The following is a 21,424-nucleotide window of genomic DNA, read 5'->3' as shown; positions in this document are numbered from 1 at the left end:
GGCGCACGGCGGAAGGATGCACTCAACGCGCGCCGGGCCGTATCATCGTCGCATGACGACACGGCGCACGCTCACTGATCTGATGAACGAGGTGTCCGGCCGTAGCGCCCGCGACTGGTCAGTGCCACAGGACCTGGGCTGCGATCGCATGACGGTCACGGCCGCCTGGCTGGCGAGCGACGATCCGGTAGCGATGCTGTTCCTGCTCGCCGCAGTGCATCCCCGACGCGAAGTAGAGAAGTGCATCGAGCTGGCGACCGAGATGTCGTTCTTCGAGCCCATGCGGGACGAGGCTCACACGATGAGTCGCCGCCTCCCCGGCATGAACTTCAATGGTCGGTCACCGTTCTACTTCATTCATCTCTACCAGAGGCTGCACTCCGCCTTGCGGTGGATGGAGGACACCGAGCGGTCGCGGCTTGAGCTCAAGCTGGCCGCAGCGATCCGCGTCGTCGTCCCCGATCCGTTCACGCTCGTCGGGCCCGCCGCATAAGGCCGGGGATCAGCAAGCGGATTCTCGACTCGCTCAAGAGCGTGAAAACCGGTTTTCACGCGACTGTGCGCCTGCGCTAGCCTTGGCTGATGAGAACGCCCATTGCCTGTCTTGCTATCGTTATCGCCGTTTTCGCATGGTCCGCCATCGCACCCTATGAACGCAGCACATGGTGGATGGAGGTCGCGCCCGCTCTCATCGCCTTGCCGCTTTTATTTGCCACATACAAGAAATTCCCACTGACGACGCTGCTCTATGTTTTGATCGCCGTGCACATGATCATCCTCATGGTCGGCGGGCATTATACGTACGCGCGCGTGCCGGGCTTTGAATGGCTGGGCGAAGGACGCAACAATTACGACAAGATTGGCCATTTCGCGCAAGGATTCATCCCCGCCATTGTCATGCGCGAGCTTCTGATTCGCACGTCGGATCTGAAGCCGGGCAAGTGGATGGCGGTCGTGATTGTCTTTTCCTGTCTTGGCATCAGCGCGGTATACGAACTGATCGAATGGGGCGCCGCCGTCATGCTCGGTCAGGGCGCGGATGAATTCCTCGGCACGCAAGGCGACGTCTGGGACACGCAAAAAGACATGGGCATGGCCGGCATCGGCGCGAGCGCGGCGCTGATCCTGCTGTCCAGAGCGCATGACAAGGCGCTCTCTCGCCTTTAGCGAAGGGCGCCATTCCGCCGAGGACCGCTCCGCGTCGAGCGGTCCTCGCGGTGCCCGGTGCTACCGGGCGCAGGTGAACAGGTTGCTGCCGGCGTTGATGCCGCTCATCGCGTACCCGCCGGCCAGGCATACGTGCATGGGATAGGTGTCGCTCGTTCCGGGGCTGCCATCGACAGTCTCGAAGACGACGCTCGTTCCGGGAGACTGGCAGGCCAGGTGGTTATTGCCGACGTGCAGGCCGACCATGACGCTGCCGTAGGGACAGGCATGCATCCCGTTGCGCGTGGTGCCCACATCCAGGAAGCGGGAGCCGCTCGTGGAAGAAAGCCTGGCGCACTTGAAGACGTCACTGCCGAGGTGGGCGCCAATCATGGCGTAGCCGGTAGGGCAGCAGTGCATGGTGCTGCCACCGACGGTACAGCGCGTCCCCGCATCGTAGATGGGCACGCCCGTGAAGGAGAGCGACGACTCCGCCACCTCCACGTCGAACTCCGCTCCCTCTTCTTCTGGCGCGGCGCCGCAGCCAGCGAGCATCGTGACCGCGGCCAAGGACACCACTGCTGAAGACGCCCCCTCGAAAAATCGCTTCATTGATTCATTCCCCCTTCATGTGATGACAGGTTCACCTGGGGCGCGTTGTTCCTCCCCAGCCCAATGCCTGCCGGTACGTCAGGGCAGGCTTTTTCAAGTTATTCCGAATTTAACGAATAATCAAGAAGAGCCCTCCCCCGGGTGAAGGCTTGCGTCGGTTCGAGGTGTCGCCGCATCGCGTCTTGCTCCGTTCTTGGCCTCGCTGGAGGGGTATGTTGGGGGCGCCGCGCTCGTGGCATCCGAGGAGCCCGCTGCCATGTCACCCTCCGATGAGACTTCCCGGAACACGCCGGTCAGGGCGCACGGACCTGGCGCAATGAGCCGTCCGGCCGCTCCGGGGCGGGTCCTCGCGGCACTGCTCTCGCTGATGGCCTCCTCGTGCCTGGGGAGCGTCAGTCACTTGCTTCCCATCCATCCCTATGACTGGGCGGAAGCACCCGATTTGCGAGCCCAGGTGAGCGCCGACGCGGTGTTCGTGGTGGTCTGGCTGGCCGGGGTCGCGAGCTGCCTGGCGGCGCTGTCTCTCGTCATTGCGTTGAGGCTGCGGGGGATTGGCAGGTCCCGCCGCGTGGGCCTCGTCGTCGGCGGACTGCTGGCCCTGTCTCTGGGGGCCGCCCGGCTCGCGGAGGTCCTTCCGGAGTATCAAGGCTGACCCCTGGGGTTGCAGAAGCGCTGCGGGCCTGCATCACAAGGCCCTGGGGCCAAGGGTGGTCTCACGGGCCATGCCGTGGAGGCGGCGGGGCGAGGTGGCGGTCCAGTGCACCCGCCCCCACCCTCAACAGGCCTTCAATTCACCCTATGCGTATGCGTCGATGATGCAGTCGAGGCAGGCGGTCCGACTAGAAATAGCCACCGTCATCAGGAGGTTCCTTCTGCACAGGTGACACCTGGGGGAACGGCGGGGCGGCCGTCTTGCAGTACTTCTTCGAAATACTATTGATGTCCGCTGGACTCTTTTTGACGTCGTTAACGCTCTTGCATGTCTGTAATTGACTCTCGCAGAGCTTTTGGCGGTCAGCATTGGCTTTCGCGAACCCACTGGAACACGACTTCTTTTGCTCAATGCAGGCGTTCCAGCACGCTGCCGTGAGTTCCTCTGGCTTGTGTAGGTAGTCGAGTCTGGCGACGGCGTCGGGCCAGTCAGTGCCTTTGCCGACGTAGAGCTTGAAGTGATACCCGGCCGCATGCTTCCCCTTGTTGTCGTGGCACGACACGGCGGGGGCCTTGATTCCGCCCAGGGGATATCTGGTATTCGGTGACTTCTTCGCCTCGCTCGCGGGCACCGACGGCAGAACGCAGAGGCTGTCGGGGCGTGTGCTCTTCGGGGGCGGCTCAGAAGAGAAAGAGGGAGCTGCAAAGGAAAGCGTGAACACGGCGCCCAGAGACATCAGCCTCTTCTTCATCAGGTACCCTCTGTAAACCCTCGTTCAGCAACACAGCTCACGCTATCATCATGACATGAGCACAGGTCGTGTCATGGGATTGGCGGCGCGTGTCGCCCTGCTGGCAGTGTGGGGCTGTGTCCTCGGCGTGTCGTGTGTGAAGCGACCCGTGGACTACGCACGGGAACAGGCGCGAACCCTCGCTCCAGCGAAGTTGGAGTCCTCGTCGCAGCCCTCGACGGGGCCGGTCCGGAAGATTCGGGTCCGGGTCTACGCGGACTCGGACTATCGGGAGCAGGTGGTGCGCTGGCGAAGCAGCGTCGTGTCCCAGTTGCAGCGCGCGAGCTCGGTGATGCAGGGGCAGCTGGGCGTTGTCTTCGAGCTTGAGTCGACGCGCGAGTGGGCGCATCGAGGTGTCGAGGGCGAGTTGGAGGGTTCACTGACCGCGCTGGAGCTGAGGGATCCGGGCGAGGACGTGGACCTGGTGGTCGGCTTCGTCTCCGCGCTCAAGCTCTTCTCCTCCGCGCAGCATGAGTTGGGCATGGCCCGGCTGTTCGGGCGCCACTGCGTGCTGCGTGAGATGGGAAACGCGGAGGAGGTCCGCGCCATCATGGAGGGGCTGATCCACCTGCCCCAGGACGAGCGGCAGACGCTCTACGAGGAGCGGAAGATGCATAAGGAGACGTCCATCTTCCTCCACGAGTGGGCGCACACGCTGGGGGCATTCCACGTGCGCAACTCGCACTGGATGATGTTCCCGAGCTACGCACCGAGTCAGTCGGCCTTCACACCGCAGACCCTGGCGTTGCTCAAAACCAGCCTTCGCCATGCCTCGGCGGGTCGTCGCGATGACGCTGCCGCACGGGCCTGGGCGACCGAGCTGGGTGCACTGCTGGCCTCGACGTCCTCGCCGGACTGGGAGGGCCCGGAGAAGGAGGCTGTCGTCGAATGGCTCGCGAAGGTCCGCGAGGGCAAGGCGCCGCTGGTCGTTCACCAGCCCCAGGCCCCCCTGCCTCCGGAGGACCGGCGCCGGCTCGACGAAATCCTCGCGCTCGAGAAGGCGGGACGCGTGGAGGTCGCCGCCCAGCAGATGGAGCCCCTCGCGCGACGCTACCCGGAGGACTTCTTCGTCCAAAGGGTGGCCTGCTACCTGGACACGCGGGTCGCCCCCAAGCTGCCGGCGACCCGGGAGAAGTGCGAGGCCGTCGCCGAGAAGTTCCCCTCCGAGCCCGCCCCCTTGTTCTTCCTTGCGTCCCTGGCCCTCCAACAGGGGCAGCACCTGGAGGCGCAAGGCCAGCTCGTGCGGGCGCGGCAACGGATGGAAGCGAACCCTGGAACACCGCCGGAAGTCTGGGGAGATCTCGCGGCCTTCTTCAAGGAGACCTCCTCGGTCACGTGGGCGGAGCAGGCCACCCAGAAGGCGGGCAATGACTCTCGGACCGAGCAACTGCGGACCTGGGCTCGGCAGGCTCGACGCTGGAAGGCGCTGCCAGTGGATGCCTCCGTGAGCGGTGTCGCGGTGGAGCGGGAGGGCGAGTTCATCCGCGCGGCGAAGGACGTCGAGGACTCCCTCGATAAGGGGACGGCGACGAAGGTGCAGGCACGACTCACCTGGCTGAGGCGGGAGTTCCCGCGCGCGGCGGTGCTGCACGTGTTGGACTGCGAAGGCCACCTGCGCGCTGGCAGGACGGGGCCTGCGAAAGCGGCGTGTCGGCAGGCCGTGGCCGCGTACGAGGATGCGGTGCAGGCGCACTTCATCCTGGGATGGTTGGCCTCCGAGTCGGGTCCCCGAGAGGAGGCGCGTACCCACCTGGAGCGTGTCGTGGCGCTGGAGCCCTTGCACAAGCAAGCGTGGCAACTCCTGGCGGAGCAGTACCGCGCCGTGGGGATGGCGGAGGCGCTGAAGACGCTCCAGGGGCGCTATCGTGAGCAGTTCGCCCAGGAACTGCGCTGAGGCGCGGCGCGCCTGGGCGTGGGGCAGCGACCGCCATCCGCAGGCCGGGGGGCTCTTCACTGTCCGCTACGCCCGTCACGGGCGTGTAGAGGCTCACCTTGGCCGCCTGCCGGAGCGCTCTCCCTGCTGATGTGGTTGAGCGCATCCGAAATTGCCGTCTTGGCCAGGCGGTATCCACGATCCTTCGCGACCAGGAGCGCGGTGACGAACTGCGCCCCAGAGGGGAGTGCGGCCTGAGCGGGCGTGTGTCCCATGAGGGCTGCACGGCTTCTCCACCGGCCTGGCGCACAGCTCGCGGCACCCGCCAGCGTCCCTCCTCGGCACCTCTGCTCCAGCCCCCACCCTCAACAGGCCTTCTCTTCGCCCGATGCGTAATTTTGCACCTGCCGACAATGGATGAATTGTGTATTGCCTGGGCAGGTTGGAAGGGAAGCTCGAAAAGATCGTCGATGCGTTTGCCCCTCGCTCCACCGCTTCACCCACTCGAGCATGGATGTCCGAGTCAAAGCCGCAGCCCTTCTCCTCCGTCACCGAACGGAGGAGGCCAAGGCCGTCTTACGTATGGCCACGAGTGGGCAGGACATGGCCTCCTTCGCTGCTACTGAAGCCCTGAAGCGCTGGGAAGAGGGGACCTGGGCTTTGGACACATGAAGCGCGTACCCTGGACGCACCTGGGCCCATGGATTGACGCCTATCCGAGCGCGGCGGGCTCCAGCCTTCGGGGGCCTACAGTCGCCAGATGGCTTTCAGGCGCTGGGAGAGGTCCGTTTGGCGGGCCTGGAAGTGGGTGGAAGTCCAACTGTCTTCCTTCAGGACCATGTTGGTCAGGGCGAAGTTCGTGACGCCTTCCGCCGTCGAGAAGTACTTGGCCTTCTTGATGGCGAAGTCGTAGTTCGACGCTTGGCTGTTCTTCCTCCGGGTGAGGAGGACCAGGTTCCCCAGCCGGTGGAGCATCTGCTGTCGGGCCTCCGAGTCCGGGAAGTGCTTTTCCCACTCACTCCCGGGCTTGACCGTCTGGGGGACCACGTGCTCGACGGAGAGCCGGTCGAGCTCGTAGGTGGCGCCACCCGCCGAGATCTCGCTGTCGAGCCGCAGCAGGATGAGGCGCCGGACGGTGGGATAGGCATTGTAGACGTCACCCTCGATGACCTGCATGGCCTCCTCCCGTTCTTCCTGCGTGAGCTGGAGGGGGCTGCCGTCCTCTCGGAGGTTCGCGTTCAGGTCGATGGCTTCCAGCACCTGGGCGTAGCGCTCCAGGCGGACATTGATCGTCGGCCGGACGAACATGAAGAACGCCGAGAGTCTCTCCAGGTCCTGGAAGAACTCCACGAGCAGCGCCGGGCTGTTGGAGTGTTTCTTCAAATAGAGGATGGCGGGCGGTAGCCAGTCCGTGTTGTCGATGTAGGAGAACCACTTGAGCGCGGCATTGACCTTCCGTGCCGCGACCTCATCCATCCCCTGGTAGTTCTCCTGGAGGATCGTTTCGAACGCCTGTCCATACGGAAAGAATGACTGATCCAGGAACGCGCCCACGTCCGTCTTGCCCTTGAGGACGAACTCACGGAACTCCGCGAGCACGGTGCCCTTGAGCTTCTTCCGGGAATGGATCATCCGGATGTGGTTGAAGAGCGTCTGGAAGCGATCCCGCCCCAGGTCGTTCTCGAGCGCTTCCCAACGGTGCTGATACTCGCCCGTGTGGCTTGAGTCGCTGGAGTGCAACCGCCCCAGGAGTTCCGCCTTGATGATGTCCGACACTGCGAGGTCGAGTCCCCGGTCGTTGAGCACGGAGAAGATGCGGAACGCCGAGTCGAGATTCGACGTGGAGACGATGACAAGGAAGCAGCGCTGGGCGATGTACGCGACGAGCCGCTGGCAGTCCTGCTCTGTGCGCTTGGACAGCGCGTCGGCAAGGTGCTGGGCATTGGCCCTGATGTTTTCCTGTGCTTCGGTCGCGGGCTTGGTCTGGAGCTTCAGCAGCTCGGCGAAACCGCCCTTGTCCTGGATGTACTTCTTGAAGAAGGGGGCGTCCTGCTGCCGGAGCTTGAGTCTGGGCCGGTCCAACGTGCTGAGCACCTCGTCGCCTTCCTGCATCAGGAAGCGAGAGATGGATGCCTGGATCTTTGGTGCGGTGATGATGTGCCGAAGCGCGGAGAGAAGGATCGTGAGGGTGGTCAGTCGCTGCTGACCATCGACGACCTCGAACTTGGCCTTCTCCTTTTCAATCAGAACGATGCTGCCCAGGAAATAAGGGGTGGCTTGTCCGATCTCCGAGGTTTCCGTGGTCCCGAGCGCTCCGATGAGGTCCAGGAGCAGTTCGTCCGCCTGCTGTTGCTTCCAGGCGTACGGTCGCTGGTACTCCGGGATTTCAAACGCGAAGTCGTCGCTGAAGACCTTGTGCAGTAGGGCTTCGGTGCCTTTGATGGTTTCAGTCGTCATAGTGTTTGTAGGGGGATCGGGTCCTGGATCTTCCACGGATGCTTGCGCAGGTCCGTGACCAGCGTCCGCAGTTCATCATAGAGCGCCGGGGGTTGCGCAGGGCGACCCCGGTTCCTTCGCCTGAGTCCAACCGGCCCAGGACCCGGTTCCCTCAAGTGAGGGCCGCACGGCTCGCGGCACCCGTCAGCGTCCCGCCTCGGCACCTCTGGACCAGCCCCCACCCTCAACAGGCCTTCTATTCGTCTGATGCGTCGCCGGACCTGACAGCGACGGGGAGACGCGGCAGGCTCCCGTTTCTCCCACGGTGGGTCGAGCCATGGCGCCGCGCAAGAAGGGCAAGCACTGGTACGGAACGGGGCTGAAGGACGCGCGGCTGGAGATGGGACGGTTCAGCCAGCTCAACGGCTACCCGGCGACCCGGTTCCACGAAGCGCGCTGCCCTTGTGGGACACCCACCTTCACTCTGGAGCAGGACGACGACGAGGGCGTCGCGAGGAGGACCTGCACGCGCTGTGGCGCGGTCCAGTGGGTAGGGGACAGCGCCGAGTACGCCGACACCGCGGACCTCCAACGCAGCGAATGCCGCTGTGGCGCGGTGGCATTCCAGGTCGTGTCGGGCGTGGCGTTGTACGAAGGGACGAAGGATGTCCGCTGGCTCTATATCGCGTGCTTCTGTACCGCCTGCGGGCTCATCGGGGTGTACTCCGATTGGAAGTGCGAAGGCGGTGACGCGGACGCCTTCCTCGCCAGGACCTGAAGTTCGCGTCAGGGCTGGAGGACGTGCGCCTCTTCAATGAAGAGGCGCAGCGGGGTGGAGCGCCGCGAGCGGCTGCTCAGCTCCGGGCGGCCGGCGGCGGCATGGGGGGCGCGGTGCGCTGCCACGCCTCCAACTGCTGCACGCGCCCCAGCCAGGCCCGGAGGTTCGCGTAGCCTTCGAGGGGCAGGCGCGCCGGGCCCGCGAGGGCGAACGACGCGGCGAGCGAGAGGTCCGCGAGCGTCAGGCGCTCCTGAGTCACCCATGTCCTGCCCGCCAGGTGCGAGTCCAGCACGGGAGCGGTCTGCGCGAAGAGGGCCTCGCCGCGCGCGACCTCGGCGGGGTCCGGCGGCCCGCGGCCGGTGCGCTGCTTCACGAAGTTCTCCTGGACGAGCACGGTGTTCGCCGGGGCCATGTGGGCCGAGCACCAGAACAGCCAGCGGTTCACGTCGGCGCGGCCCTGCGCGTCCGTCGGGAGCAGGGTCTGCCCCGGGGTCTTCTCGGCGAGGTACACCATGATGGCGCGCGACTCCCAGAGCACGAAGCCGCCGTCGTCCAGGACGGGGACGCGCCCGTTGGGGTTGATGCCCAGGTACGACGTCTCGCGCTGCTTGCCGGTGGTGAGGTCCACCACGATGCGCTCGAGGGGAATGTCGAGGTGGGCGGCCACGAGCAGCACGCGGCGCGAGTTTCCGGACAGGGGGTGGAAGTAGAGCTTCAAGACGAACCTCTGGGATGGCACGGGTGGAGGGGGAGGACCTATCCACCCGGAGTGACAAGGGTCTGTCAGGTATCCCTGGCAGGAACCGCTCCCGTCCCGAACTACAGCTCCTCGTCCTTGCAGAGGTCGTCCTGGAGCTCGCTCAGCGCCTTCCGGGCGCGCATGGGCTGGCAGGTGTTCGCCAGGAAGTACGACGAAGCGCCCACGGTCGCCGCCTTGAGCTTCGGGCCCAGCGCGGACCAGCAGCCCTCGAAGGCCACCTTCGTCGCCTGGACCGCGCGAGGGTCCTCCTTGGGAAGGCCGAGCGCCGCGATGACCGTCTCGGCGAGCGCCGCGTCCTTGCAGGCGCTGACGTCCTTGCCGCCTCCCACCGCCAACGCGAAGAGCGGCATCGCCACGTAGGCGAAGTGCCCCTGCTTCACGAGGTGCGCGGCCTGGAGCGCCGCTTCGGGCCCCAGGTCCGGCGTGAGCTCCAGGAAGGTGTCGATGCAACCGCGCCGGTCGCGTTCGAGGCATCGCTGGAGGTCCTTGCTCGCGCCCTGATCGCGGGCGGTGGCGAAGCGCGGTGCCTTGGGGAGGAAGGCATACCGCCGGCCCAGCGCGCGCGCCCGCTGTGTGGCGGCGAACGGCTCCTTGTCGCTGGGGGCGAGGGTCTCCACGTCGGCCGCTGCCGCGTCGGTGACCAGGGCCCGCCACGCGTCGGTGCGCTTGGGAGCGGGGAGGTCCTCCGCGCGCTCCAGCAGTTCCGCCCAGGCCTTCTGCGAGGCCAGGGTCTGGAGGTCCTCCAGCGTCACCGGCTCCCGGGCCACCGCGTCCGCCGCGAAGAGACAGGCGGCCACCACGAGTCGACGGATCATCGGGAGAGGTTCCTGTCCAGGACCGCGGGCCCTTCGGCCGCGCCCTTCGGGGTGGTGGTGAAGGTGAGCGTGTCTTTGCCGCGCTCCAGCCCGAGCGTCGGACCGAAGCGGCAGACCAGCGACGTGACGGTCTTCACCGAGGCGCAGTGGGCCTGGGCGCGGCTTGCGAGCGGAGCACAGGCGGCCCACACGTCCAACTCCGCCATCACCTCGTCGCTGAAGCTCTTCCATTCGAAGGTGAAGGTGGAGGAAGTGCCGCAGGCCTTGTTCAACGCGGCGACGGCTTCACCCGCGCGGGCCGTGTATTTCTTCTCCAGGTGGGGCCAGGCCTTCTTCTGGAAGGCGGCGATCCTCCCCGACTCCAGTTGCTGCTGGTGCGCGGTGAGCACCTCCGCGGTGGAGGCCTTGTCCGTCGCGTCCTGGTTGAACTTGACGGGGAACGCCTGCACTCCGGGCAGGACTGCCTCATAGCGCCCGTCGCGCTGGAGGAGGATGACGTAGTCGCCTCCCCGGTGGCGGGTCACATAGTCGGCGCCGCGCGAGTGTTTCTTCAGGGTGGCGCGCAGCGCGATGCCGTCCTCTTCGGAGTCGGTGCCGCGCACGCGGATCAAGACTTCGGATGCCGTGCGCGGCTCCAACGTGACGACCTCCACGCTCTGGCCGTCGGTGCCCCGGTAGACCTTGCCCGCCACCGCTTCCAGGGAGTGCGCCGCCGTCGTCGCGAGGATCGCCGCCAGCATGAGCGCGGGAGCAAGGGTCCGGGGCATGCTCAGTTGAACGCCTTCTCGAGCGTGGCCTTGGTGTTGTCGCCGAGGTTCGCGTGGCCCTTGGCGGACATGTGGTACGTGAACACGCCCTTGTCGAGCGACATGTTGCGCAGCGTCGCGTCGTTGGAGCCGTCCTTCTTCTCCACGGGCTTCACGCCGCCGAACAGGCACGCCACGCCGGTCACCTTCTTGGCGATGACCTTCTTGTACGCGGGGCGGTTTTCACACATGGCCCCGATCTCCTGGATGACCGCCTCACAGTACGAGCTGAAGCTCGTGCCCGACCAATCGTCGGTCTTGAAGTTCTGGAAGTCGGTCTTCACCTCGAGCTTGGTGCCGCACTTGTCGTTGGTCGCCTTCAGGTCGTCCTCGATCTCTTCCTCCAACTTGGCCTTGGCTTCTTCCTGGGCGGGCTTGAGGTCTTCTTCGGCGAAGGCGGACGTCGACAGCAGGGTCACGACCGCGAACACATGCTTCAGGGACATGGAGGACTTTCTCGTGGGATGGACGGCAATCCCGGAGTCTCCCGGTGGACAGGTCTTGAAGCAAGCAGCAGGGACGTGCCTTCCTGCGTCAATCCAGCCTTTGAAATCACCCTGGAGGTGGGACGGTTCAGCCAGCTCAACGGCTACCCGGCGACCCGGTTCCACGAAGCGCGCTGCCCCTGTGGGGCACCCACCTTCACCCTGGAGCAGGACGACGACGAGGGCGTCGCGAGGAGGACCTGCACGCGCTGTGGCGCGGTCCAGTGGGTAGGGGACAGCGCCGAGTACGCCGACACCGCGGACCGCCTACGCAGCGAGTGCCTCTGTGGCGCGGGGCCGGGCTCTGCCAGTCCGAACTTGCTGGGATGGATCTTGGGGTGGTGTAAGCGTCAGGCCGGAAACAGTTCTGACGTAGGGCGTCTGTCATTGTCTCCCGGTACGCGCTTCTGCTGCGAGGCGTGCCTGTCCTTCGCGCAGGCACATTCCCACACCCAGGAGTGCCGATGAACGCGCTGAAGAAGTCCCTTCTCGCCGTCGCCGCTGTCCTCGCCGTGGCCCCCGCGTCCGCCTTTGCCCTTCCGCTGCAGTGCTATGATACCTGCGAGGGTATTTGCGACGACCCCTGTTTCCTGGGGACCCGCCTCACCACCTGTGGCGCGGCGGGCTACTGCTTCCAGCCCGCGCAGCCTTCGCAGGAGAGCGCTTCGGTCTCCTCCGAGCAGAGCCAGCGCTCCGATGACACCGCGCCGGTCTGCGACGCCGAGCATCCGGGCACGGAGCAGGCTGAGAGCTGAGCGGTCTTGAACGTCCACGAGGCCCGGCATCGCGTCCGGGCCTCGTGGTTTCAAGGCCGGAGTGCCTCAGCCCATCTGAACTCCGCGGTCAGTCCAGACGGCCCCGGAGCGATGGCTCGAGCTGTTGCAGCATCTCTCGGGCCTGCTCTTCCTCCGTCAGGTGCCGCTCGTAGCGCAGCCGACCCGCCGCGAGTTCCCAGCAGTCGAGTATATCCTCGCACTGCGTCAGGATTGCGTACCAGCGCGCATCCTCGAGCAGCGGCGCGGCACTCTCGAGGATGCGATGCGCCAGTTCGTACTGCGCGTACACCATGTCAGCGCCGGCCGGCATGAACTCGATGTAGAGCGCAGCAGGCAGCCGCGGTGGGGCGCTGTCACTCGGGTGGAAGCGCAGCCCACGACGGCCGGCCCCCGGCTCGAACAACCCGATTGCGTTGCGCGGCGGTCCCCCTCCCATGTCCGGGTTCCGCGCCAGCGCCTCGGTCACCCATCGCCGCGCCTCCTCCTCGCGTCCTGCCCGGACGGGGAGCACGGCGGTCCATCGGGTATGGACCGGAGCGACCTGCCAGACGCGGACGGTATGCATCAGCGAGGACCCAAGCCCCTCCGGGTGCGCCGAGGTCGCCTTGCGGCCGGGCTGATTTCGCCTCGATGCGTTCAATCCCTCTCCTGTCGCCGCCCCGGATGTCCCCCGGGGCGGCGTGCGTGGATTACGGAGTGTAGACGACGGTGAGCGTGGCGTTCGCACCGTCCTTCACGAAGAGGTAGGCCGTCGCCGCGGGATTCTGGGCGAAGCGCAGGCGCAGCTGCGTCCGGCCCCGCGTGTTGACGGCGGACGTCCCCGCCCCCGCGAAGTCCGTGGAGCGGATGGTGCCCGAGGTGAACTTCGCGACGCCCGCCACGGCGCTCGCGGTCGCGGAGGCGCCCCAGTCGCCCGTCTCCGTCGCGGCCGCGTTGAAGGTGCCCGTGGCCACGTCGATGACGAGCGTGTTGCCCGCGGGGCTGGCCCAGGGGTCTCCGGAGCCGGACGAATAGGAGAGCGTCAGGAACGCCTGGGTGATGCTGGCGGTGTCCGGCAGGCCGGACGTGTCGAACGACAGCAGGGAGCGGTTGTGCTTGCCGTCCACCCCCCGTCCAAGCGCCAGGCCCGTGAGCGTCCCGAGCTCCGCCGCGCTCCCGTCCGCGTTCGCCTTCACGTAGCCATCCTCCGCCGCGACGCTGGTGAAGCTGACCGTCGTCGGCGTCGTCCCGCTGTTGCTCACCGTGACGGACGTGTCCGCGTCCAGCGCGGAGTTCCCCGCCGCATCGAACGCCCGGGCCCCCAGCACATGCGAGCCGTTGGCGACCGTCGTGGTGTTCCAGCTGAACGCATGGGGCGCCGTGCTGGCCGTGCCCACGAGGTTCCCATCCACGTAGAAGTCCACCCTCGTGACGCCGACATTGTCGGAAGCGCTCGCGGTCACCGTCACGGTGCCACTCACCGTGGCGCCGGAGACGGGCGCCGTCACGTTCACCGTGGGCGCGGTGGTGTCATCCGGCGGAGTGCTGGCTTCCGTGAGCCCGAAGAAGAGCGCCTGGTGATACACGCCGCAGAGGTTCACGTCTGACTGGTACGCGCCCGTCGCGCCACAGGCGGTGCTGCTCCCAGGAAAGCTGTACTGCGGATCCACCGGGACGGCGTGACCCATGCCGGTGAGCTCATAGGTCTCCACCAGCGCCGTGCCCGCGCTGTCCCGGTACACCTTGTGCGGGAAGCCCCCCACGGTGTCCGTCGTGTCCGGCGTCTGGTCGATGCCGTGCACCTGGGTCCACTGCTTCATGGACTCGGTGAGGTTGGCGGGCCTCACCGTGAAGTCATTCGTGCCATGCCAGATGGAGACGCGCGGCCGGGGACCCGTGTAGCCCGGGTATGCGTTGCGCACGAGGTCCGCCCACGCCGCGGGCGTCTTGCTGACGCCGGGGCTCATGCAGCTGAAGCCCTCGGTCATGGAGTTGGCGCACCGGTACGGACCGCCCGAGTTGATGGCGCCCGCCGCGAAGACGTCCGGGTAGGTGGCCAACATGGCGGGAACCATGAAGGCTCCCGCGGAGAAGCCCGTGACGAACACCCGCGCCGGGTCGATGGAGTAGGCGGCCTTCATGGCGTCCACCATCTGCTTGATGGACAGCGCCTCACCCGCGCCGCGCGCGATGTCCCCCGGCTCGAACCAGTTGAAGCAGCTGGTGGGGTTGTTGCTGCTCGGCTGCTGCGCGTAGACGACGTAGAACTTGTAGACGTTCGACGCCGCGGTCCACCCACCGGGCTCCATGCCCGCGGCGTTCTGCGTGCACCCGTGCAACACCACCACCAGCGGTGCATTGGCCGGCACACCCGCGGGCACCTGCCGGAACATCTGGAGGTTGCCAGGGTTGGACCCGAAGCCCGTCACCTGCGTCAGCCCCTGCTCCACCTGCTCGACCTGGGGGACGCCGGTGTCCGGTGCTTCGGCTCCCAGCGGGCCACAGCCCGCGGTCGCCGCGACGGCCAACGCCGCGACGCGAAACCAGGGGACGTGCGTGAACCACCCAAGACGACGAATGCCTCGACCGTGCATGGTGCCTCCCTGGCCGCCACGGGGGAGGAGGGTGGGCGGCCGAGCTCTTCTAGGGTTCGGGTGCCTCGGCCACCGGCAAGCTCTTGAGGAACGCCTCCAGCGCCGCGTTGAACGGCACCGGGCAGTCGAGCTGCACCGTGTGGCCACACCCTTCCAGTCCCACCAGCTTCGAGCCCGGGATGCGCGCGTGGCCGTATTCGAAGATGTCCCGCGGGAAGCCACCGTGCAGGAACGGGTTGGGAATCAGGCGGTCCGCTTCCCCGAAGATGATGATGCTGGGGGCGGTGATGCGGTGGAGGTTGTCGCGCACGAAGTCGTCGTTGGCGAGCCCCCGCACCGAGCGAACGTTGGCATAGGCATACGCGTCGAACTCGGGCGACTTCGCCAGCCGCACGCGCTCCTCGATGAGCCACTCCAGCTCCGGCCGCCAGTTCTGGAAGTTGGCCTGCCGCACGCTGCCCCGGATGCCGTACTCGGGTGCGGACTTGATGAACTCCGTGCTCATCACCCGCGCGAACCAGTCCTTCTCCTTCTGGGAGAACTTCTCGAAGCCCGCGGGCGACACCAGCACCACCCCCGAGGGCTCGTCCGGGTAGCGGATGGCGTACGACAGCGCCGTCTGCCCTCCCATGGAGTGGCCCACCAGGATGGGATGCTCGACGCCCAGGCTCCGCGTCAGCTCACGCACCGCGTCCGCCATGGCCTCCATGGTGTACGGAAAGGAGCCGGGCTTGTCGGACTTGCCATACCCAGGCAGGTCCACCGCGACGACGTGGTAGCCCGCACGCTGGAGCGCGTCGAGCTGCGCGCTCCAGAACTTCAGGTAGCTGCCCAGGCCATGGATGAGCACCACGGTGCGCGCGCCGGGCGCGGCGGGCAGCTCCACGTAGGCCATCTGTGGCACGCGCGCCATGCCGTAGGTGGCCGCCGTCTCCGGCAGGGCCACCCGCTTCAGCGGCCAGGGCTCCTTCGCCCCGGGCGACGCGTAGTCCAGGTCCTGGAACGCCAGCGGCGGCGCGCTGGCGTACGAGCGCACGCAGCCGGTGGAGGAACCCAGCCCCGCCACGAGCAGCAGGGCCTTGAGGGCGCGGAAAGGGCTCATGGTCAGAACGCGTACCAGGTGAAGGTGGTGAAGGCGGCGAAGGGGTTGTTCTTCACCGTCGTGGAGCCGTCATAGAAGGCGCCGCGGAACAGGTAGCCGGCGTGCAGGCCCACCGTCATGAGGTAGCGGATGGTGTAGCGCACCTCCGCGTTCACCTCGGCGCCAATGAACCGCCCCCGCCGCACGGCCGGATCCCAGCGCGGCGGGCTCGCCCCCGCGTTGGCCAGGCCCGTGGCCAGCTTGAGGTTGAGCGTGTTGGGGATGATGTCCCACGCCGCGCTCGCGATGCCGGTGCGCAGGCCGTAGCCCTGGTTGGAGATGTCCGTCACCGCGCCCGTGTAGTTGTTCACGGTGCTGGTGAAGGGGAACAGCAGCAGCATCTTGTGGTTGAACCACACCGAGCCGGGCAGGCCGTACTGGTTGAGCGTGAAGGCGCCCGTGTAGCGGTCGTCATCCAGGTTGCTGTCGCCGGTGGTGAACATGCCCTCCAGCGTGACCAGGTCCGCCGGGCCGCGGCCCCACTGGTAGAGCACCTCCAGGTTCGCGGACAGGCCGGAGATGTCCACCTTCTTGTTGAACGTGGTGTCCGCGCGGTCGCTCGTGTAGCTGCCACCGTTGTACATGACGAATCCGGAAGCGGCGAGGCGCCCCGCGCGGAAGTCGATGTTGTGGTGGAAGTTCGCGCCCAGCCAGAAGACGTTGCCCGTGGGCCGCTCGATGTTGAAGCGCGGGGTACCGACGAACGGGTAGAGGCCCGTGGACGAAGGCCCGCTCTTCACGATGCCTTCGAAGGCATACGCGTCCCCCTTCGTGTCATCGCGCAGGTACCAGGCGGACAGGCCGATGTTCGTCCCGGGCTGCACGGGGTAGGCGTAGTCCGCGGTGAGCAGGTAGACGAACTTCAGGCGCGGGTCGTCCCGCGTCGCCTTGTCCGCCTGGGCGCTGCCCAGAGGCAGGAGGCTCAGTTTGGAGAGCCCCTTGTAGTTGCTGTAGAGCGACAGGCCCGTGGCGTCGCTGCCAATGAACGCCAGCTTGTAACCCGTGCGGACGATGTCGTTGAGCGGCGAGCGCGTCGGGTCGAAGATGGAGTCGTAGACCGGCTGCGTGCCGATGAGCAGCGTGAGCCGGGCCGGGTTGCGCGTGGGGTAGACGGCGACGTTGACGTTCTTCGTCTGGATGTTGACCTGGTCCGCGTTGAAGCCGCCGCCCTCGTTCTGCTGCGAGGCATTGGCGGCGCGGCCCCAGAGGTAGTCCACCTCGAACTGGGCGCGGAAGGACGCCAGCCCGTCCGCGAAGGACGGGCTGTACTCCAGCACGGGGATCCAGCGCTGCTCCACGTAGAACGCCGAACGCCCAGGCTCCACGCGGACGGAGCTGCCGGACAGCGAGCCGATGGGCCCCAGCGACACGCCCTTGAGGCCCGCGGGGTCGCCCACGCTGTTGGTCACCGACAGCCGGGTGAAGAAGTAGTTGATGAGGACGAACTCGCGAGGCTTCGCGTCCTCCTCGCGGTCCTTCTCATCCAACCAGTCGCCGTAATAGAGGCCCGGCACCGTGGGGCTCTGCCCCGCCGCCGGCAGCGCCAGCCCCAGCACGAGCGCCACGGCGCCCAAGCGCGCCGCGCCCAACCACCCTCCCGACATATAGACACCTCACCCTGATGGATTGCCGTGAGGGCGGTTCGCGCCCACCGTCCGCCGTGCGACTAGCCGCTGATGGTGTAGACCTGCACCGCGTTGCCGGTGAAGGCCTGACCGGAGACGCTGACCGTCTTGGCGCCCACCGCGCCGTCGGCGCAGTGCCAACCCGTGGCCTTCGCCTCGAAGTAGAGCTCCATGGAGATCTTCTTCAGGTCCGACGAGATGCTCACGCGGCCTTCCTGCTTGAAGCTGCCGTAGTCCACCAGGATCTCGAAGCAGCTGCCGCCCGCGGTGATGTTGGAGAGCGTGACCGCCTTGGAGTCGAACACCAGCGCGTTCTGCGCGGCGGCGTGATCACACGTGCTGCCGGCCTGGCCGACGCCCGTGGAGTTGAGGATGGTGCCGGGGGTGCTGGTGACGTGGAAGTTGTTGCCGCCCACGCCGATGGAGACCTTCTGGAAGCACTGGCTGGCCGAACCCCAGTTGATGTCCTCGTCCAGCGACAGCGGGTGGCTGGGGATGTTGTCCCCCTCCATCACCAGCGTCTTGCCCTCCAGGAAGGCCAGGATGTTCGACTGGCTGTCCAGCTTGGGCGCGTTGTCCACGGGGTCCTGCGTCGCCTCATCCCCACAACCCGTGAGGCTCAACGCGCACAGCAGCATCGCGGACGAAAGCGTCTTCTTCATGGGGGGTGACTCCTCGTTCGGGCGCACGGGGGGAGATGAAGCCCGATTCATGTTTCAGCTACGGGTAGCACCCGCCTGACGGCCTTGTCAAAAGACAGACGATGGCCTGATGCGTCAGGACGCCTCATCCGTCGGTCAGGGCGCGAGGAACGGCAGCAGCTCTCCGGTCTTCTGCCACATGGACGCCGGATAGGCCTGGGCCGAGGTGAAGCCCTGGTTCGTGAAGAAGTACTCGTAGGTGGACTGGTACGACGCCTTCCATCCGTAGCCGGGGTGGTCGGGTTCGCTCCATTCCGATTTCGGAATGCCCATCGCCTGGAGCGCCGTGCCGAGCCACTGGTTGTAGAGCAGGCCCGACCACAGGAAGTTGCCCTCGCTGCCGGTGCTCGAGTCGCCGCTCACCTTGCGCGTGATGTTCCGGTAGTCGCAGTAGCTGCCCGTCTTGAGGGCGCCCCCCGCGCTCCCGGCGGTCACGACCGGGACGGAGAAGGAGAAGTGGGGCGTGTTGCCGTTCTCCTGCCCCCACGCGAGCAGCGAATCATCCAGCAGGGTTCCCCCCGCGCCGTTCGAGAACCGCTCGAAGCGGGAGACGAGGTCGAGGAACACTTGCGAGAAGAAGACCTGGTTGAACTGGACCACCAGGTCCTGGTTCGCCCCGGCCACGGTCGCGGGATGAACGACGTTGTTGTGCCAGTCTTCCCCCTGCGGCGCGCGGAGGGTGAACGTCAGGTTCTGGTTGTTCTCGTCGATGCTGAAGGTGGCGATGCGGCAGACCCCGCAGTTCATCGCCACGGCGAGCACCTCGTTGACGAGCCGGAAGTACTCGACGTTCTTCGCGGGGTCTCCCGCGAAGGAACCTGAGTTTCGCAGCGACAGGTTGTCGGTGGTGGGGCGGGGCGGTACCTCGCAGCCGGCGCTGGTGGTCTCCAGCCGGCGCTGCAGTTCCGCGACCGCGTCGATGTGCTGATCCAACCGCATCCTGTCCTCGGCCGAGAGCCGACCGTTGCCGTTGCGCAGCCGCCGGTAGCTTTCGAGGACCTTGTCCACCACGGGGGCCCGGGTGGTGCCGGGGCTGCTGGTTCCGGCCAGCAAGGTGTCAAAGAGGGCGAGTGAACTCTCGGTGCCGCTGATGGAGCTCGAAGCGACCCCGGAGGAGCGAACCCCGGGGGTGCTGTACCCCCAGATGCCGCTCGAGGTGCCCGACGCGGCGATGGCGACGCTTCGCTTCCGGACGGAGGCGACGCTTGGGTAGAAGGCCGGTGAGTAGGCCATCACCTGGTCGATGGTCGCTCGGGGGGAGCCAGGGCGCTGCTTGTCGAAGTCGTAGTGGCCCAGCGCGGCGCCGAAGTTGTGACCCATGTACAGGGGGAAATCGAGTCCCCGCAGGATGTTCATCTTCGAGACGAGCGTGGGCGTGAGCACGGACGACTTCGCGGTCAGCACCCGGCTGATGACCGCATCACCGCTCGCGTTGGACGTCGCGGCCAGGTCCCCCCGCCGGACGTCGTGGTCCGCGTAGCGCAGGGACTGCGTCAGCGCCGAGTCCCCCGGCCACATGTTCGCGCCAAAGATGGCGCCGTGGGGCGTACGGAAATGCACGAAGCACTTCGGGCGCTGAGCGGCCTGGGCTTTCGCTTCGCGAGGGCTCAAGAGCGAGGGGAGCAGCGGCAACGCCAGCACGGCTCCGCCCGCGCCGCGCAGGAACATGCGGCGATTCCATTGGAAGACGGGTGTGTTGCTCACGGGAAGCTCCTCTGCTTGAACTCAGGATGATTGGCGACGGTCTTCAACAGGTCGGCCATCGGCGCGCCGCTGCGCGCGACAGCCTCCAGCTCCGAGAGCAGGCAGCCATCGCGGGAGGTGGACTCCACGCGAGCGTGCGCGTAGCGGAAGTAGTGTTGCGCGACGCACGACCCGAAGAGCTGGCTTTCATCGATCATCCGCGAGAGCTCAGCGGCATTGGAGATGACTCGCTGCTCGGAGTCGTAGAGCCACACGTCCGCCAAGGTGTCCACGGGGGGCGTGGCGGTCTCGTGGCCCTGCGGGTCGTACAGCCGCTCCACGCCGCGTTCCCGGCCGAGCGCATCGAACCCTTCCAGGACGAAGCCCGGTGGATTGATGGTGTTGTTATGGCATCCCCCGCAGCTGCCTCCGGAGGTGAGCTGCGTCACCACCTGTCGCGTCGTCATGCTCGCCGTCGGCGCGGGAGGCCGGTCGCTGGCATTGGGCGGAGGGGCTCCGACTTGCTGGCAGAGCAGGGCGTTTCTCACCAGGTATCCCTTGTGGATGGGACGTGTCGACGCGGTCCCAGTGGCCAGCAACGCCGCGCGGGTCAAAAGTCCGCTGCGGTTCTGGGACGGGATGACCGGCGCCGGACTGGAGCCGTCCCAGACGGGGACACCGTAGATGGCGGCCAGGAATGGGTCCGCAGTGTAGGACCTCCGGTCGAGAAGGAAGTCGCTCACCGAGCCACCGGACACGACGGTGTTCCAGGCGGAGAGCTGGACGTCCTCGAACATCGCGGTGCGCGAGGCGTCCGTAGGCATCCGCGCTCCGACGAAGGCCTGGTAGACCGGGTCGTTCCGGAGCGCCACCAGCGACGGCAGCTCCTCGAGCCGCAGCCACTCGCTGACGAATTCGTCCAGCGAGCTTCGCAGCTGGGGGCTCTTCATGATCCGGTCGAGCTGGGCATTGAATCCGCTCTCGGTCAGGAGCGAGCCATCGGTCGCCGCGGCCCAGAGCGCGTCGTCCGGAGGCGCTTGCCAGAATTGATAGGACAGCTTCGAGGCCAGCTCGAACGCGGAGAGGGGACTCACCGGCTGGCTAGCGGTGGTGCCATGCTCGACGCGGTAGAGGAACCAGGGCGAGTTCAGGAGGGTGGTGATGACGTCCGCCACCGCGGCCCTGTCCACCGGGGTAGCTCCGGCGATGTCGACGAAGGCGGTGACCTCCGCCGCGGGCAGTGGGTAGCGCAGGACGCGAGAGCCCCATCCCCGGATGAAGGTCTCCAGGCAGGCCCGGTCGTTGGCGGTCTGGCTGTCGCTCGCGCAGCTTCCCAGGAGCGCGTTGCGGCGCGCGTCGGTGCTGGTGAGCTCCTGGGCTACGGCCTTGCCCAGGTCATACATGGCGTCGACCTGGGTCTGCTGGATGGATTGGTCCAGCCGGCTGAAGCCGCCCTTCAAGTCACCGGGCGCGGGAGTGCGCTGATCCGTGGGGTACCGGGCGAGGATGGGCGTGAGCTTCGTCCAGAGGGCGTCGGCCTCGTCCGGCAGCGCACGGGCCATGGCGAAGCGAAGCGAGTTCATCAGCTGCGTCCGGGACAGCCGGGGCAACGGCAGCTCCGAGGGGACGGCGTTCGCGTCGCAGGAGAACTTCGCTGGCGCCGGACGGACGGAGTCGGACGTGGCGGGCGGAGGGGGTTTGTCTCCGCCGGTGTGAGGGCCAGGCCCGATGGTGCCCTCACAGGCGACCGCGCCAGCGCAAAGAAGCAGAAT

At 66.8% G+C, this 21,424-nt stretch carries 21 protein-coding genes; 7 read left to right on the top strand and 14 right to left on the bottom strand.

The features are described from left to right. Positions 1 to 52: 52 nt before the first annotated feature. Positions 53 to 493 carry a hypothetical protein gene (locus tag D7Y04_RS27980; protein WP_121761246.1) on the top strand — a complete coding sequence of 147 codons (441 nt, stop codon included), beginning with the start codon at positions 53 to 55 and terminating at the stop codon, positions 491 to 493. An 89-nt stretch (positions 494 to 582) separates the two neighbouring features. Next, positions 583 to 1,167 (top strand): DUF2238 domain-containing protein, encoded by a 585-nt coding sequence (locus tag D7Y04_RS27975; protein WP_120599727.1) that lies wholly within the window; start codon positions 583 to 585, stop codon positions 1,165 to 1,167. Positions 1,168 to 1,227: 60 nt separating this feature from the next. Here the strand turns inward: D7Y04_RS27975 and D7Y04_RS27970 are convergent, their stop codons facing one another. Next, positions 1,228 to 1,716, bottom strand: a complete 489-nt coding sequence (locus D7Y04_RS27970; protein ID WP_147454845.1) for a hypothetical protein — start codon at positions 1,714 to 1,716, stop codon at positions 1,228 to 1,230. Between the two features lie 358 nt (positions 1,717 to 2,074). On the opposite strand from D7Y04_RS27970, the gene D7Y04_RS27965 reads away from it, so the two are divergent. Then, a complete protein-coding gene (locus D7Y04_RS27965; RefSeq protein ID WP_121761245.1) occupies positions 2,075 to 2,410 on the top strand; it encodes a hypothetical protein in 336 nt (111 codons plus the stop codon). 187 nt (positions 2,411 to 2,597) lie between these two features. Here D7Y04_RS27965 and D7Y04_RS44130 read toward each other — a convergent pair whose 3' ends face one another. Beyond that, positions 2,598 to 3,161 carry a hypothetical protein gene (locus D7Y04_RS44130; RefSeq protein WP_147477203.1) on the bottom strand — a complete coding sequence of 188 codons (564 nt, stop codon included), beginning with the start codon at positions 3,159 to 3,161 and terminating at the stop codon, positions 2,598 to 2,600. A gap of 148 nt (positions 3,162 to 3,309) precedes the next feature. On the opposite strand from D7Y04_RS44130, the gene D7Y04_RS27955 reads away from it, so the two are divergent. After that, positions 3,310 to 5,094 carry a lipopolysaccharide assembly protein LapB gene (locus D7Y04_RS27955; protein ID WP_121761243.1) on the top strand — a complete coding sequence of 595 codons (1,785 nt, stop codon included), beginning with the start codon at positions 3,310 to 3,312 and terminating at the stop codon, positions 5,092 to 5,094. Positions 5,095 to 5,820: 726 nt separating this feature from the next. Here the strand turns inward: D7Y04_RS27955 and D7Y04_RS27950 are convergent. Next, positions 5,821 to 7,530, bottom strand: coding sequence for a DUF262 domain-containing protein (locus tag D7Y04_RS27950; RefSeq protein ID WP_121761242.1), 1,710 nt, complete (start codon positions 7,528 to 7,530; stop codon positions 5,821 to 5,823). 316 nt (positions 7,531 to 7,846) lie between these two features. On the opposite strand from D7Y04_RS27950, the gene D7Y04_RS27945 reads away from it, so the two are divergent. Then, on the top strand, positions 7,847 to 8,287 hold the full coding sequence (locus D7Y04_RS27945; protein ID WP_121761241.1) for a hypothetical protein: 441 nt from the start codon (positions 7,847 to 7,849) through the stop codon (positions 8,285 to 8,287). A gap of 76 nt (positions 8,288 to 8,363) precedes the next feature. Here the strand turns inward: D7Y04_RS27945 and D7Y04_RS27940 are convergent, their stop codons facing one another. From D7Y04_RS27940 to D7Y04_RS27925, 4 genes are all read right to left on the bottom strand, one after another. After that, positions 8,364 to 9,005: a glutathione S-transferase family protein gene (locus tag D7Y04_RS27940; RefSeq protein ID WP_121761240.1), complete on the bottom strand. Its 642-nt coding sequence runs from the start codon at positions 9,003 to 9,005 to the stop codon at positions 8,364 to 8,366. Between the two features lie 101 nt (positions 9,006 to 9,106). Further along, positions 9,107 to 9,862, bottom strand: coding sequence for a hypothetical protein (locus D7Y04_RS27935; protein WP_171806142.1), 756 nt, complete (start codon positions 9,860 to 9,862; stop codon positions 9,107 to 9,109). Then, the gene (locus tag D7Y04_RS27930; RefSeq protein ID WP_171806141.1) at positions 9,859 to 10,629 is read right to left on the bottom strand and encodes a hypothetical protein; all 771 of its coding nucleotides are present in this window, start codon (positions 10,627 to 10,629) and stop codon (positions 9,859 to 9,861) included. The genes D7Y04_RS27935 and D7Y04_RS27930 overlap by 4 nt, the downstream gene beginning before the upstream one ends. 2 nt (positions 10,630 to 10,631) lie before the next feature. Next, entirely contained in the window at positions 10,632 to 11,114 is a 483-nt protein-coding gene (locus D7Y04_RS27925; RefSeq protein WP_121761239.1) for a hypothetical protein, read from the bottom strand. Positions 11,115 to 11,617: 503 nt separating this feature from the next. Between D7Y04_RS27925 and D7Y04_RS27915 the strand changes: the two genes are divergently transcribed. Beyond that, positions 11,618 to 11,908, top strand: a complete 291-nt coding sequence (locus tag D7Y04_RS27915) for a hypothetical protein (protein WP_121761238.1) — start codon at positions 11,618 to 11,620, stop codon at positions 11,906 to 11,908. Between the two features lie 88 nt (positions 11,909 to 11,996). On the opposite strand, the gene D7Y04_RS27910 is transcribed toward D7Y04_RS27915, so the two are convergent. The 7 genes from D7Y04_RS27910 to D7Y04_RS27880 all read right to left on the bottom strand — a co-directional run bounded on the left by D7Y04_RS27910 (position 11,997) and on the right by D7Y04_RS27880 (position 21,235). Continuing rightward, positions 11,997 to 12,395, bottom strand: coding sequence for a hypothetical protein (locus D7Y04_RS27910; RefSeq protein ID WP_147477202.1), 399 nt, complete (start codon positions 12,393 to 12,395; stop codon positions 11,997 to 11,999). A gap of 223 nt (positions 12,396 to 12,618) precedes the next feature. Continuing rightward, the gene (locus D7Y04_RS27905) at positions 12,619 to 14,502 is read right to left on the bottom strand and encodes a PHB depolymerase family esterase (RefSeq protein ID WP_121761236.1); all 1,884 of its coding nucleotides are present in this window, start codon (positions 14,500 to 14,502) and stop codon (positions 12,619 to 12,621) included. Positions 14,503 to 14,551: 49 nt separating this feature from the next. Continuing rightward, positions 14,552 to 15,604, bottom strand: coding sequence for an alpha/beta fold hydrolase (locus tag D7Y04_RS27900; protein WP_121761235.1), 1,053 nt, complete (start codon positions 15,602 to 15,604; stop codon positions 14,552 to 14,554). Between the two features lie 2 nt (positions 15,605 to 15,606). Continuing rightward, a complete protein-coding gene (locus D7Y04_RS27895) occupies positions 15,607 to 17,247 on the bottom strand; it encodes a hypothetical protein (protein ID WP_120594566.1) in 1,641 nt (546 codons plus the stop codon). Between the two features lie 62 nt (positions 17,248 to 17,309). Further along, complete coding sequence (locus tag D7Y04_RS27890) at positions 17,310 to 17,930, bottom strand: hypothetical protein (RefSeq protein ID WP_120594565.1); 621 nt, start codon at positions 17,928 to 17,930, stop codon at positions 17,310 to 17,312. A gap of 135 nt (positions 17,931 to 18,065) precedes the next feature. Then, complete coding sequence (locus D7Y04_RS27885; protein ID WP_121761234.1) at positions 18,066 to 19,673, bottom strand: DUF1552 domain-containing protein; 1,608 nt, start codon at positions 19,671 to 19,673, stop codon at positions 18,066 to 18,068. Beyond that, positions 19,670 to 21,235, bottom strand: coding sequence for a DUF1592 domain-containing protein (locus D7Y04_RS27880; RefSeq protein ID WP_233601608.1), 1,566 nt, complete (start codon positions 21,233 to 21,235; stop codon positions 19,670 to 19,672). The genes D7Y04_RS27885 and D7Y04_RS27880 overlap by 4 nt, the downstream gene beginning before the upstream one ends. Here D7Y04_RS27880 and D7Y04_RS45215 point away from each other — a divergent pair. Continuing rightward, entirely contained in the window at positions 21,213 to 21,368 is a 156-nt protein-coding gene (locus tag D7Y04_RS45215; protein ID WP_171806098.1) for a hypothetical protein, read from the top strand. The genes D7Y04_RS27880 and D7Y04_RS45215 overlap by 23 nt on opposite strands. The last annotated feature ends 56 nt before the right edge of the window (positions 21,369 to 21,424 follow it).

The sequence above is a fragment of the Corallococcus sp. AB038B genome (assembly GCF_003668955.1).
Taxonomy (GTDB): domain Bacteria; phylum Myxococcota; class Myxococcia; order Myxococcales; family Myxococcaceae; genus Corallococcus; species Corallococcus exiguus.
Note: the sequence above shows the minus strand (reverse complement) of the source record. Positions and strands in the feature narration are given on the sequence as shown.

What these genes read in the sequence shown, in the direction of transcription:
- D7Y04_RS27935 (WP_171806142.1), bottom strand. Translation starts at nt 9,862, where the DNA reads ATGATCCGTCGACTCGTGGTGGCCGCCTGTCTCTTCGCGGCGGACGCG.
- D7Y04_RS27905 (WP_121761236.1), bottom strand. Translation starts at nt 14,502, where the DNA reads ATGCACGGTCGAGGCATTCGTCGTCTTGGGTGGTTCACGCACGTCCCC.
- D7Y04_RS27980 (WP_121761246.1), top strand. Translation starts at nt 53, where the DNA reads ATGACGACACGGCGCACGCTCACTGATCTGATGAACGAGGTGTCCGGC.
- D7Y04_RS27945 (WP_121761241.1), top strand. Translation starts at nt 7,847, where the DNA reads ATGGCGCCGCGCAAGAAGGGCAAGCACTGGTACGGAACGGGGCTGAAG.
- D7Y04_RS27950 (WP_121761242.1), bottom strand. Translation starts at nt 7,530, where the DNA reads ATGACGACTGAAACCATCAAAGGCACCGAAGCCCTACTGCACAAGGTC.
- D7Y04_RS45215 (WP_171806098.1), top strand. Translation starts at nt 21,213, where the DNA reads ATGGCGAAGCGAAGCGAGTTCATCAGCTGCGTCCGGGACAGCCGGGGC.
- D7Y04_RS27915 (WP_121761238.1), top strand. Translation starts at nt 11,618, where the DNA reads ATGAACGCGCTGAAGAAGTCCCTTCTCGCCGTCGCCGCTGTCCTCGCC.
- D7Y04_RS27880 (WP_233601608.1), bottom strand. Translation starts at nt 21,235, where the DNA reads ATGAACTCGCTTCGCTTCGCCATGGCCCGTGCGCTGCCGGACGAGGCC.
- D7Y04_RS27975 (WP_120599727.1), top strand. Translation starts at nt 583, where the DNA reads ATGAGAACGCCCATTGCCTGTCTTGCTATCGTTATCGCCGTTTTCGCA.
- D7Y04_RS27900 (WP_121761235.1), bottom strand. Translation starts at nt 15,604, where the DNA reads ATGAGCCCTTTCCGCGCCCTCAAGGCCCTGCTGCTCGTGGCGGGGCTG.
- D7Y04_RS27890 (WP_120594565.1), bottom strand. Translation starts at nt 17,930, where the DNA reads ATGAAGAAGACGCTTTCGTCCGCGATGCTGCTGTGCGCGTTGAGCCTC.
- D7Y04_RS27895 (WP_120594566.1), bottom strand. Translation starts at nt 17,247, where the DNA reads ATGTCGGGAGGGTGGTTGGGCGCGGCGCGCTTGGGCGCCGTGGCGCTC.
- D7Y04_RS27965 (WP_121761245.1), top strand. Translation starts at nt 2,075, where the DNA reads ATGAGCCGTCCGGCCGCTCCGGGGCGGGTCCTCGCGGCACTGCTCTCG.
- D7Y04_RS27925 (WP_121761239.1), bottom strand. Translation starts at nt 11,114, where the DNA reads ATGTCCCTGAAGCATGTGTTCGCGGTCGTGACCCTGCTGTCGACGTCC.
- D7Y04_RS44130 (WP_147477203.1), bottom strand. Translation starts at nt 3,161, where the DNA reads ATGAAGAAGAGGCTGATGTCTCTGGGCGCCGTGTTCACGCTTTCCTTT.
- D7Y04_RS27930 (WP_171806141.1), bottom strand. Translation starts at nt 10,629, where the DNA reads ATGCCCCGGACCCTTGCTCCCGCGCTCATGCTGGCGGCGATCCTCGCG.